The sequence below is a fragment of the Streptomyces sp. CB02923 genome (assembly GCF_001905005.1).
Lineage (GTDB): Bacteria > Actinomycetota > Actinomycetes > Streptomycetales > Streptomycetaceae > Streptomyces.
The window spans coordinates 1,354,789-1,367,024 of the sequence record NZ_LWKZ01000001.1 but is presented as its reverse complement, the minus strand read 5'-3'; the positions used below and the strand labels follow the sequence as shown (position 1 = coordinate 1,367,024).

The window sequence follows — 12,236 nt, the reverse complement described above, 5'->3', positions numbered from 1 at the left end:
ATGGGACCGACGACCCAGGGCCCTCCCGCCGGGGACCCACAGCGGCCGCCAGGGCCGATCGCGGAGCTTCCCGCCGACTGCTGCCTGGAGACCGGCTTCACCTCGGCCGACCTGTCGCGATTGCGCGTCGTGCTCGGCGCGTACGCGGCCCGCCTGGGCCTGGCCGGGCGCCGCCACGACGCCCTGCTGCTGTCCGCCAACGAACTGGCCGACAACGCGATCCGGCACGCCGGGGGCGGCGGATTCCTGAAGCTCTACCGCAGGGGGGCGCTGGTGTGCTGCCGTGTCTCCGACAGCGGGCCGGGCTTCGACGCGTCCGTCATCCCCGAACGCCCGCCCGGACTGGGCAGTTCCACGGGGTGGGGCCTGTGGACCGTACGGCAGCTGACGGACGGTCTGGAGGTCGGGCCGGGCAGCGGCTCCCGGCCGCGGGGCGCCGTCGTCACCTGCTGCGTACGGCTGATGCCCGTGTACGGCTGACGCCCGCGTCCTGCTGGCCCGGATGCCATGTCCTCTTGGCCGGGCGTCAGCACCGGTCAGCGGCCCGGCTGTACGCGGTGCGCGCGTGTTAGCGGGGTGTTAGCGGCGCGGCAGCCTGGCGGTAGTGGCCCTGACCAGAGTGGGTGTCGTACGGAGGAGAGACCGACACCGACTTCCCGGGGGGACCCGAAATGAGCGCGAACATCACTGCCCGCATCACCCGTCGCCGCACCCTGCGCGTTGCCGCCGCCGCCCTGACCGCAGCCGCCGCGCTGTCCCTGACGGCCTGCTCCGGCTCGGATGCCGCAGCCTCCAAGCCCGCGGCCCAGGCGGGTACGGGCGGTGCCGCCGAGGCCGGTGGCGCGGCCCCCGCCGAGGACGGTGGCGCGGGTTCCTCTGCCGGGGAGCAGGGCACCGGTGCCCAGCCGGACAGGGCCAAGCCGAACTCCGGTGACGGCGCTTCGTCCCGTGCCGGTTCCGGCGGCGGCGCCCCGTCCCGTGCCGGCTCCGGGAGCGGTGCGGCGAAGGGCGCGGCGAAGAGCAAGTTCTGCCGGACGAACGAGCTGAACATGGAGGCCGTGGACAGCTCGCCGGACCAGCAGACGGGCGACGTCACCATTCAGATGACGAACAAGGGTTCGAGGACCTGCTCGGTGACCGGCTTCGCGGGCGTCGACCTGAAGGACGCCGACGGCACCTCCGCCCCTGTTCACCGCGGCGGTGAGCAGCCCCGCATCACCGACCTGAGGATCGGTGACACCGCCACCTTCAGCATCTCGTACAAGGTCGACTCCAGTGGCGGCAACCTCGCGACCCCGACCAACCTCATCGTGACGCCGCCGAATGAGACCCACAGCGTGTCCCTGAAGTGGCCCGCGGGGGCGCCGAAGCTGGCCGGCCCGTACGACGAGAAGATCCAGGTGCACCCGGTCGGCATCGCCAACTGACCACGGCGAGGACCGCGGCACGGCCGCAGCGGCAGGGTCCAGCGGCACGGCCCCAGCGGCACGGCCCCAGCGGCACGGTCTCTTCCAGGAATCGCAGGAATCGCAGGAATCGCAGGAATCACGAAGCCCCCGGCGCGATGCCGGGGGCTCGTGGTGTTCGTTGGCACCTTACGGCTCCGGGGCTCCGGAGGGGGCGCACGCCGGTGCGGGCGCACGCCCCCTGTGCGCCCTGGGGCGCGCCCCGGGAATCGCAAGACACGGGAATGTAAACACCGGGGAGTAGCGGCCCGCTTGCCTGGCCGCCACGTTCGCGTTACCGGCGATTCAACGTCGCTTGCGAGCATCACTGAATGCAGCCCGCTGTCCCGAATGCCGCCGGCCGCCGCCTGCGCCCCGTACCGACTCCGTCCGACGGGCTGACAGAGCCCCCGGCGCGGAAGAATAAGGCCATGAACCAGCAGCCCAGCGCCCAGGACACGGACCGGACCGAGACGACCACGTCCCGGACGGCGGCCCACCTGCCGCCATCCGCGCAGCCGTCGGTGGGCTCCATAGCGGCGCACCGCCCGCACGCGGTCGCCGTGCCGGTGCCCGAGCTGGAACCCGACCTCGACGCGGATCTGGACGACTACGAGGAGTCCGGCGCGGCGGGTGCCGACGGCGAGGAACTGCCCGGCGGGCGGTTCCTGGACCGCGAACGCAGCTGGCTGGCGTTCAACGAGCGGGTACTGGAACTGGCCGAGGACCCGGCCACCCCGCTGCTCGAACGGGCCAACTTCCTCGCGATCTTCGCGAGCAACCTCGACGAGTTCTTCATGGTGCGCGTCGCGGGCCTCAAGCGGCGTATCGCGACCGGTGTCGCCACCCGCTCCGCCTCCGGCCTCCAGCCCCGCGAGGTACTGGACCTCATCTGGACCCGCTCCCGCGAACTCATGGCCCGGCACGCCGCCTGCTACCAGCAGGACGTCGCCCCCGAACTCGCCGACCACGGCATCCACCTCATCCGCTGGCCCGAGCTGACCGAGAAGGAGCAGGCCCGCCTCTTCACCCTGTTCCGCCAGCAGATCTTCCCCGTCCTCACCCCGCTCGCCGTCGACCCGGCCCACCCGTTCCCGTACATCTCCGGCCTCTCCCTCAACCTGGCCGTCGTCGTACGCAACCCGGTCAGCGGGCACGACCACTTCGCGCGGGTCAAGGTCCCGCCGCTGCTCTCCCGCTTCCTGGAGGCCGCGCCGCAGCGGTACGTGCCCATCGAGGACGTCATCGCCGCCCACCTGGAGGAACTGTTCCCGGGCATGGAGGTGCGGGCGCACCACATGTTCCGGGTGACCCGCAACGAGGACCTCGAAGTCGAGGAGGACGACGCGGAGAACCTCCTCCAGGCGCTGGAGAAGGAACTGATGCGGCGCCGCTTCGGACCGCCGGTCCGCCTGGAGGTCGAGGAGTCCATCGACCCGGGCGTCCTGGACCTGCTCGTCCAGGAGCTGAAGGTCTCCGACGCCGAGGTCTACCCGCTGCCGGGCCCGCTGGACCTGACCGGTCTGTTCGGCATCGGCGCCCTGGACCGGCCGGAGCTCAAGTACTCCAAGTTCGTGGCGGGCACCCACCGCGACCTCGCCGAGGTCGAGTCGGCCTCCGCGCCCGACATCTTCGCCGCGCTGCGCGCGCGTGACGTCCTGCTGCACCACCCGTACGACTCGTTCTCCACCTCCGTACAGGCGTTCCTGGAGCAGGCCGCCGCCGACCCGGACGTCCTCGCCATCAAGCAGACGCTCTACCGGACCTCCGGCGACTCGCCGATCGTCGACGCGCTCATAGACGCCGCCGAGTCCGGCAAGCAGGTGCTCGTCCTCGTCGAGATCAAGGCGCGCTTCGACGAACAGGCCAACATCAAATGGGCACGCAAACTGGAGGAGTCGGGCTGTCATGTCGTGTACGGACTGGTCGGCCTCAAGACGCACTGCAAACTGTCGCTCGTCGTCCGCCAGGAAGGCGAGATGCTGCGCCGCTACTCACATGTGGGGACGGGGAACTACCACCCCAAGACGGCGCGGCTGTACGAGGACCTGGGGCTGCTGACCGCCGACCCGCAGGTGGGCGCCGACCTCTCCGACCTCTTCAACCGGCTCAGCGGCTACTCCCGCCGGGAGACCTACCGGCGGCTGCTGGTCGCCCCCAAGTCCCTGCGTGACGGCCTCGTCCAGCGCATCACCAAGGAGATCGCGCACCACCGCGCCGGGCGGCCCGCCTACGTCCGCATCAAGGTCAACTCGATGGTCGACGAGGCCGTCATCGACGCCCTGTACCGCGCGTCCCAGGCCGGTGTGCCGGTCGATGTATGGGTACGCGGCATCTGTGCCTTGCGGCCCGGCGTCGAAGGGCTCAGCGAAGGCATCAGGGTACGCAGCGTGCTCGGCCGGTTCCTCGAACACTCCCGGTTGTTTGCCTTCGGCAACGGCGGCGAACCCGAGGTCTGGCTCGGCAGCGCCGACATGATGCACCGCAACCTGGACCGGCGGATCGAGGCGCTGGTACGGGTCACCGACCCGGCCCACCGCGCCTCCCTCAGCCGGCTCCTGGAGATCGGCACGTCGGACGCCACCTCGTCCTGGCACCTCGGCCCGGACGGCGACTGGATCCGGCACGCGGTCGACGCGGACGGCGCGCCGCTGCGCAACGTACAGGAACTGCTCATAGACGCCCGGAGGCGCCGGCGTGGCTCAGCGACATGACTTCCCCCCGCTCCGCCACGAGCCCGCCGGGCCCGGCGGCGCGCCTGCCGCGGTGGCCGACGGACCGGCCAGGCCCGGGGCGCAGCCGCGCCCCGCAGGCCGTCCGCGCCCGTACGGAACCGACGGTTCCGCACTGACCGGACGCACCGCCCGCGACGTCCTCGCCGCCTACCTGCACCACCAGGCGGCGGACTTCCTGCGCAGCCTGCGCTCCCACCGCGAGAGCGGCCCGGACGCGGAGAGCACCCGCGAGGCAGCCCGCCACCTGCGGTCCTCCGCACGGCGGATCGGCGGCGCGCTGCACACCTTCCGCCCGCTCATGGACGAGAAGTGGGCCGATCACCTGCGCGGCGAACTGGCCTGGCTGTCCGGGACCCTGGCCCGCGAGCACGCCAGCACGGAACGGCTCGACCGGCTGCTGGGCGCGCTGCAACGGCTGACCGGACGGGGGGAGCGGGAGGAGCGGGAGGAGCGTACGGAACGGGGAGAGCACGGGGACCGAGGAAGCCGTACGAACCAGCCGTCGCCCCCCGACGAAGCCGAAGCCCTCCTCTCCGCCGGGGCCGCGCGGGCCGGTGCCCTGCTGGAACGGCAGATCACCCTCGCCCGCACCCGCGCGCACTCCGCCGCCCTCCAGGCGCTCGGCTCCTCCCGCTTCCACGCCGTCGCCGACGCCGTGGCCGTACTCGCCTCGGAGGCACCGCTCGCCGCCACGGCCGACCGGCCCGCGGCGGAGGTGCTGCTGCCCCTGGCGGAACAGGCCCACCGGCGCCTCGCCGAGGCCGTCGCGGCCCTGCCGCTCGCCCGCGCCGGACACGCGTACGCCGACGCCCGTACCGTCGGCTCCCGCCAGGACGCGTCCTGGCACCAGGTACGGCTCCTGGCGCGCCTGAGCCGGTACGCCCAGGAGGTGAGCGACCCCGACGGCACCGACCCGCGCCTCGCGGAGGCGGGCCGCGCGCTGGAACGCCACCGCGACGCCGCCGAAGCCGCGGGCGCGGCCGCCGCGGCGGCCCGCACTCCGCGCATCGCCCCTGCCACCGCGTACGCACTCGGCGTCCTCCACGCCGACCAGCGCCACGAAGTCGAGGCAGCTCGCTTCGTCTTCGGCCGGTCCTGGCTCTCCGCACCGGTGCCCGAGCCGGTGCTGCCGGCGCGATCCGAGCCCGTTCTGCCGGCACGGAAGGTATGACGGCACCATGACCTCACCCATGACGTCACCCACGCCGTCACCCCAGAAACCGGTCAGGGCGGCCGGCTGCGTCCTGTGGCGCCGTTCCCCCGCGAACGGCGGCCTCGAAATCGCCCTCGTACACCGACCGAAATATGATGATTGGTCCCATCCCAAGGGCAAGCTCAAACGCGACGAGGACTGGCTCGCCGGCGCCCTCCGGGAGGTCGCCGAGGAAACCGGCATGCAATGCAGCCCCGGCACCCGGCTCCCGACCATCCACTACCTGGCCAACGGCCGCCCCAAAGAGGTCCGCTACTGGGCCGCCGAAGCCACCCACGGCAGCTTCGACCCGACCATCGAGGTGGACCGCCTCCTCTGGCTCCCCCCGCCCCAGGCCCGCCGCATCCTCACCCAGGAACGCGACCGGCAGCTCGTGGACGCGCTGCTGGAGGCGTTGCGGGAGGTGGGGCGGGGGTAGGGCCCGGGGGTGAGAGGGGTAGGGGCGGGGGCGGGTGCGCGGTCCTCGGATCCGGCCCTCCGGGTCACCCCTCGTACCGCCCCTCGCACCGGCCCTCACACCGGCGCGACCGCCTCCCACCGGACGGTGACCTCGCCCTGCCGCCACCGCCGGGGCCCGTCGGCCAGCGGCCACGTCGTACTCAGGGCGAGCACGCTGCGCATCCACCGCTGCCGTGCTCCCAGCGACGCGTACGGGGCGGCCGCCGCCCACGCCCGGTCGAAGTCGCGCAGGAACGCGTGCACGGGCTGGCCCGGCACATTGCGGTGAATCAGCGCCTTCGGCAGACGTTCGGCCAGGTCGGACGGGGTATGGAGGGCGCTGAGGCGGGTCGCGAAGGTGACCGTGCGGGGCCCCTCGGGGCCCAGTGCCACCCACACGTGCCGCCGCCCGATCTCGTCGCAGGTGCCCTCCACGAGCAGCCCGTCCGGTGCCAGACGCGCGCACAGCCGCTCCCATACGGCGGCCACCTCGTCCTCCGCGTACTGGCGCAGTACGTTCGCCGCCCGGATCAGCACCGGCGCCCGCCGCCCCGGCAGCGGTACCTCGAAGCCGCCGTGGGCGAAGGTCAGCCCCGGGCACTCGTACGGCGCGGCCGCGGCGACCCGCGCCGGGTCGATCTCGATGCCGACGACCTGTACGTCCGACCGGACCGTACGCAGCCGGGCCAGCAGTTCCACGGCGGTCCAGGGAGCGGCTCCGTAGCCGAGGTCCACGGCGACGGGCGCGGGGCCGCGGAGCAGCGCGGGGGCGTGCGTGGCGGCGATCCAGCGGTCCATGCGGCGCAGCCGGTTCGGGTTGGTGGTGCCGCGGGTCGCGTTTCCGAGGGGGCGGGAGGGCGGGGGAGCGGCGGGCGTGCGGCGGACCATGTCCTGACCTTATGTGCCCACCTGCCCCACCCGTCCCGCCAGGCACCCCGCACCCCGCCAGGGTCACGCTTTGGCAAAGAGAAAGGAGAGCGGGCTCACAGGGAAATGGACACGCCGGTTCCGTTGTTACGGGCTTCGGAGGCGCCGCACGCCCCGGCCAAGGCCGTACCGGCTAGGAGGTAGCCCGCAGTGAGCCAATACGTGTCCAGGCTCCGCAGCCGTTCCCACGGTCCGTTCCCGGGCCGCTCCGGGCTGCGCCTGCCGGGCGCGGCCCGCCGCCCGCGCCGGGTCGCCATGCTGAGCGTGCACACCTCGCCGCTGCACCAGCCGGGCACCGGCGACGCCGGCGGCATGAACGTCTACATCGTCGAGCTGGCCAGGAAGCTCGCCTCCCTCAACATCGAGGTCGAGATCTTCACCCGCGCCACGACCGGCACGCTGCCGCCCGCCGTCGAGCTGGCCCCCGGCGTCCTCGTACGGCACGTGGACGCGGGCCCGTACGAGGGCCTGGCCAAGGAGGAGCTGCCGGCCCAGCTCTGCGCCTTCACCCACGGCGTGATGCAGGCGTGGGCGGGCCACCGCCCCGGCTACTACGACCTGGTGCACTCCCACTACTGGCTCTCCGGACACGTCGGCTGGCTCGCCGCCGAGCGCTGGGGCGTCCCGCTCGTGCACGCCATGCACACCATGGCCAAGGTCAAGAACGCCGCCCTGGCCTCGGGCGACACCCCCGAACCCGCCGCGCGTGTCATCGGCGAGACGCAGATCGTGCGTGCCTCCGACCGGCTGATCGCGAACACGGAGGAGGAAGCCGGGGAGCTGATCCGCCACTACGAGGCCGAGCCGGGCAAGGTCGCCGTCGTACACCCGGGCGTGAACCTGGACCGGTTTCGCCCCATGGGTCCGTCGGGCTCCACAGGTACCGCACGTACCGCAGGTACCGCCGACCTCACTGGCCACGGCGGTACGGGTGGACCCGCCGGGCCCTCGGGCTCCGCAGGACCCACTGATCCCTCCGTCCCCGTTCCCGCCCCCGTCACCGACGAGGACACCTCCGCCTCACGGTCCGCCGCCCGCGCCCGCCTCGATCTGCCGCAGGACGCCCTGATCCCGCTCTTCGCCGGCCGCATACAGCCGCTGAAGGCCCCCGACATCCTGTTGCGCGCCGTCGCCGTCCTGCTCGACGAGGAACCGTCCCTGCGGTCCCGCCTGGTCGTCCCGGTGGTCGGCGGCCCCAGTGGCAGCGGCCTGGCCAAGCCCGAAGGGCTGCAGAAGCTGGCCGCCCGCCTGGGCATCGCCGACGTCGTCCGCTTCCGCCCGCCGGTCGGGCAGGAACAGCTCGCCGACTGGTACCGCGCCGCGTCCGTCCTGGTCATGCCGTCCTACAGCGAATCGTTCGGCCTGGTCGCGATCGAGGCCCAGGCCTGCGGCACCCCGGTGATCGCCGCGGCCGTCGGCGGCCTCCCGGTGGCCGTACGCGACGGCGTCAGCGGCTTCCTCGTATCCGGCCACGACCCGGCCGACTACGCCCGCGCCCTCGGCCGCTTCGCCCGCGACACGTCGCTGGCCGGCCGGATGGGCGGGGCCGCCGCCCGGCACGCCCGGTCCTTCGGCTGGGACACCGCCGCCGCCGCGACCGCCGAGGTGTACACCGCCGCGATGCAGGAAAGACGCCGTCACCTACGATCGCCCCATGGCTGACGACGCGGCACGACAGGTGATCGAGGCGGCTCTCGACGAGGCCGGCCTGACGTGGGAATCGCCCGCCGACGGCACGTACGTGGTGACCCTGCCCGGCACCCGCAAGCTCTCCACGACCTGCTCCCTGATCGTCGGCAAGCACTCCCTCTCCGTCCAAGCCTTCGTCGTCCGTCACCCGGACGAGAACCACGAGGCCGTGCACCGCTGGCTCCTGGAACGCAACACCCGCCTGTACGGGGTGAGTTACGCGATCGACAAGCTGGGCGACATCTACCTCGTCGGCAAGCTGCCCCTCGCGGCCGTCACACCGGACGAACTCGACCGGATCCTCGGCACGGTCCTGGAAAACGCCGACGGCAGCTTCAACACCCTCCTGGAGATGGGCTTCGCCTCCGCCATCCGCAAGGAGTACGAATGGCGGGTCGCGCGGGGCGAATCCACGCGCAACCTGGAGGCTTTCACCCATCTGACGCAGCGGCCGTCCGCTTAGACGCGTACGCCCAAGGGGCGTCTGCCCGGCGGCGCCTGCCCAGGGACGCCCGCGCCGTCACCCTACGAACCGGACCTCCGGGAAGCGGCGCGACGGCCCGAACATCCCGACCGCCCGCAGATCCAGCACCCCGCTCAACCTCCGCGGAAGCGCCACCGGCCGTGCCGCGCGACCCGCGCGCCCGTATGCGCATCACGCGCGCCGCGTATACATCCGGCTCATCCCGTCTCTCCCCGTCTCCCCGTCTCCCCGTTGTCTCCCCGCTCCGGCTCCCTCCGCCCAGCCTCCCGGAGCCGCACGCGCCGCGCGATGGTGCCAGCACCCCCATCACCGCACCGGCCACCATGAAGCCCCCCGCCCCCCGTGCCTCGCCCCCCGGCACACCTCACACCCGCCGCGGCGAGCCCATGGCCGGAAGTGGATTACGCTCGAAGGCATGGCCGACGCACCGTACAAGCTGATCCTCCTTCGCCACGGCGAGAGCGAGTGGAACGCGAAGAACCTGTTCACCGGCTGGGTGGACGTCAATCTCAACGAGAAGGGCGAGAAGGAGGCGGTCCGCGGCGGTGAGCTGCTCAAGGACGCCGGCCTGCTCCCCGACGTCGTGCACACCTCCGTCCAGAAGCGCGCCATCCGCACCGCGCAGCTGGCCCTGGAGTCCGCCGACCGCCACTGGATCCCGGTCCACCGCAGCTGGCGCCTGAACGAGCGCCACTACGGAGCGCTCCAGGGCAAGGACAAGGCGCAGACCCTCGCCGAGTTCGGCGAGGAGCAGTTCATGCTCTGGCGCCGCTCGTACGACACGCCGCCGCCGGCCCTCGCCGACGACGCCGAGTTCTCCCAGATCGACGACCCGCGCTACGCGGTCATCCCCAGCGAGCTGCGCCCGCGCACCGAGTGCCTCAAGGACGTCGTCGTACGGATGCTGCCGTACTGGTACGACAGCATCGTCCCGGACCTGGCCACCGGCCGCACCGTCCTGGTCGCCGCCCACGGCAACTCGCTGCGCGCCCTCGTCAAGCACCTCGACGGCGTCTCCGACGCGGACATCGCCGGCCTGAACATCCCCACCGGCATCCCGCTCTCCTACGAGCTCGACGCCGACTTCCACCCGCTCACCCCGGGTGGCACCTACCTCGACCCGGACGCCGCCAAGGCCGCCATCGAGGCCGTGAAGAACCAGGGCAAGAAGAAGTAAGCACCGCGACCACGCCCCTCACCTGCACGTTCGGTGCAGATGAGGGGCGTGGTCTGTTAGCAGTACGGATGCGTCCGCCCGCAGACCCTCAACCTGTCCGCCGCGTGGCCATCCGTTTAATCTGCTCCGCCAACCCCGATCGGGAACATCCGACGGGGCTCTACTAGGCATTATTTGAAAAAAACACTAATAGATCCGAGGCACGATCCCGGCTGTAGGCAATCCGGCCTATGACGACGACGGGAGTGCCGAGATGTGTGGAATCTCCGGCTGGCTCGCTTTCGACCGCGACCTGACCAAAGAGCAGGCGACGGTGGACGCGATGACCGACACCATGGCCTACCGGGGCCCCGATGGCAGGGGCACCTGGGTGGACCGGCACGTGGCACTCGGCCACCGCCGGCTGGCGGTGATCGACATCGAGGGCGGCACGCAGCCGATGCGTGTCGACACCCCCAACGGCCCGGTGGTCATCACCTACAGCGGTGAGGCGTACAACTTCACCGAACTGCGCGAGGAGCTGCGCGGTCGCGGCCACCGCTTCCGGACGTCCAGCGACACCGAGGTCGTGCTGCACGCCTACCTGGAGTGGGGCGAGGCCATGGCCGACCGCCTCAACGGCATGTACGCCTTCGCGATCTGGGACTCCCGGCACGAGAAGCTGGTCATGATCCGTGACCGGATGGGCATCAAGCCCTTCTACTTCCACCCCACCGCCGACGGCGTGCTTTTCGGCTCGGAGCCCAAGGCCATCCTGGCCCACCCGATGTTCAAACGCGTGATCGACGCCGAGGGCCTGTTCGAGCTGCTGAGCGTGTGCAAGACGCCGGGCAACGCCATCTGGTCCGGCATGCGCGAAGTCCGGCCCGGCAGCCTCGTGGTCGTCGACCGCTCCGGTGTGCGCGAGCGGACGTACTGGAAGCTGGAGTCCCGGGAGCACACCGACGACCTGGACACCACGATCGCCACGATCCGTGACCTGCTCGGCGACACCGTGCGGCGCCAGCTCGTCGCGGACGTGCCGCAATGCGTGCTGCTCTCCGGCGGACTGGACTCCAGCTCGCTCACGGCGCTGGCCGCGCGGGAGCTGGCCGCTCAGGGCGAGAAGGTGCGCAGCTTCTCCGTCGACTTCGACGGACTGGCCGACAACTTCCGTCCCGACGACATGCGGGCCACCCCGGACTCGCCGTTCGTGCACGACGTGGCCGACCACGTCGGCTCGCTGCACGAGGACATCGTGCTGCCCCACACCGCGCTCACCGATCTTGACGCGCGCAGGGCCGTCATGGCCGCGAAGGACTTCCCCAGCGGCATCGCCGATGTGGACGTATCGCTGTACATGCTGTTCAAGGCGATCCGCCAGCACTCCACGGTGGCGCTCTCCGGTGAGACGGCGGACGAACTCTTCGGTGGCTACCCGTGGTTCCGGGACCCGGTGGCGCAGCGCGCCGGCATCTTCCCGTGGATCATCCCCGTGATGTCCGCGTGGACCAAGGCGAACCCGAAGGGGGCGCTCAACCCGGATCTGGTGGCCAACAACGGCCTGGTGACGTACCTCAAGGACCGGTACAGCGAGGCGGTTGCCGAAGTCGAGGTGCTGCCCGGAGAGGACGAGCAGGAGCGGCGCATGCGTGTCATGAGCCACCTGCATCTCACCCGGTTCCTCCAGATGCTGCTCGACCGCAAGGACCGGATCAGCATGGCGGTCGGCCTGGAGGTCCGGGTGCCGTACTGCGACCACCGGCTGGTGGAGTACGTCTACAACACCCCGTGGTCGATGAAGAGCTTCGACGGCAGGGAGAAGAGCCTGCTCCGCGCAGCCGCCGGCGATCTGCTTCCGCGCTCGGTGGTGGAGCGGCTGAAGAGCCCCTACCCGTCCACCCAGGACGCACGCTACGCGAGCGGGCTGCAGCAGATGGGCAAGCAGCTGCTCTCCGAGCAGGACCACCCGATCTTCCAGGTCGTCACGCGGACGACGATCGACGAGATGGTGAAGCTGGACCCGGCAACCATGCCCGGCCCCGCGCGCGAGCAGCTCGACCGAATGATCGACATCGCCACCTGGATGGACATGCACCAGCCGGATATCCGAGTCGCCTGACCAGCCGGCGCCAGGGACGGAACCGGG

At 71.7% G+C, this 12,236-nt stretch carries 10 protein-coding genes; 9 read left to right on the top strand and 1 reads right to left on the bottom strand.

Annotated elements, in window-relative coordinates; translation table 11 throughout:
* The 5 genes from A6A06_RS05840 to A6A06_RS05820 all read left to right on the top strand — a co-directional run bounded on the left by A6A06_RS05840 (position 1) and on the right by A6A06_RS05820 (position 5,811).
* Entirely contained in the window at positions 1-480 is a 480-nt protein-coding gene (locus A6A06_RS05840) for an ATP-binding protein (protein WP_079193791.1), read from the top strand.
* 191 nt (positions 481-671) lie between these two features.
* Positions 672-1,427, top strand: coding sequence for a DUF4232 domain-containing protein (locus tag A6A06_RS05835; RefSeq protein ID WP_073759400.1), 756 nt, complete (start codon positions 672-674; stop codon positions 1,425-1,427).
* 449 nt (positions 1,428-1,876) lie between these two features.
* Positions 1,877-4,159, top strand: a complete 2,283-nt coding sequence (locus A6A06_RS05830; protein WP_073759398.1) for an RNA degradosome polyphosphate kinase — start codon at positions 1,877-1,879, stop codon at positions 4,157-4,159.
* Positions 4,143-5,351 carry a CHAD domain-containing protein gene (locus A6A06_RS05825; RefSeq protein ID WP_079193790.1) on the top strand — a complete coding sequence of 403 codons (1,209 nt, stop codon included), beginning with the start codon at positions 4,143-4,145 and terminating at the stop codon, positions 5,349-5,351. Before A6A06_RS05830 ends, A6A06_RS05825 begins: the two co-directional genes overlap by 17 nt.
* A 7-nt stretch (positions 5,352-5,358) precedes the next feature.
* Entirely contained in the window at positions 5,359-5,811 is a 453-nt protein-coding gene (locus A6A06_RS05820) for an NUDIX hydrolase (protein WP_242440567.1), read from the top strand.
* A gap of 95 nt (positions 5,812-5,906) precedes the next feature.
* Here the strand turns inward: A6A06_RS05820 and A6A06_RS05815 are convergent, their stop codons facing one another.
* On the bottom strand, positions 5,907-6,719 hold the full coding sequence (locus tag A6A06_RS05815) for a class I SAM-dependent methyltransferase (RefSeq protein ID WP_073759394.1): 813 nt from the start codon (positions 6,717-6,719) through the stop codon (positions 5,907-5,909).
* A gap of 189 nt (positions 6,720-6,908) precedes the next feature.
* On the opposite strand from A6A06_RS05815, the gene A6A06_RS05810 reads away from it, so the two are divergent.
* From A6A06_RS05810 to asnB, 4 genes are all read left to right on the top strand, one after another.
* The gene (locus tag A6A06_RS05810; protein WP_073759392.1) at positions 6,909-8,420 is read left to right on the top strand and encodes a glycosyltransferase; all 1,512 of its coding nucleotides are present in this window, start codon (positions 6,909-6,911) and stop codon (positions 8,418-8,420) included.
* The gene (locus A6A06_RS05805; protein WP_073759390.1) at positions 8,413-8,910 is read left to right on the top strand and encodes a YbjN domain-containing protein; all 498 of its coding nucleotides are present in this window, start codon (positions 8,413-8,415) and stop codon (positions 8,908-8,910) included. The genes A6A06_RS05810 and A6A06_RS05805 overlap by 8 nt, the downstream gene beginning before the upstream one ends.
* 436 nt (positions 8,911-9,346) lie before the next feature.
* The gene (locus tag A6A06_RS05800; RefSeq protein WP_073759388.1) at positions 9,347-10,108 is read left to right on the top strand and encodes a phosphoglyceromutase; all 762 of its coding nucleotides are present in this window, start codon (positions 9,347-9,349) and stop codon (positions 10,106-10,108) included.
* 253 nt (positions 10,109-10,361) lie between these two features.
* Complete coding sequence (asnB, locus tag A6A06_RS05795) at positions 10,362-12,209, top strand: asparagine synthase (glutamine-hydrolyzing) (protein ID WP_073759386.1); 1,848 nt, start codon at positions 10,362-10,364, stop codon at positions 12,207-12,209.
* Positions 12,210-12,236: the final 27 nt, after the last annotated feature.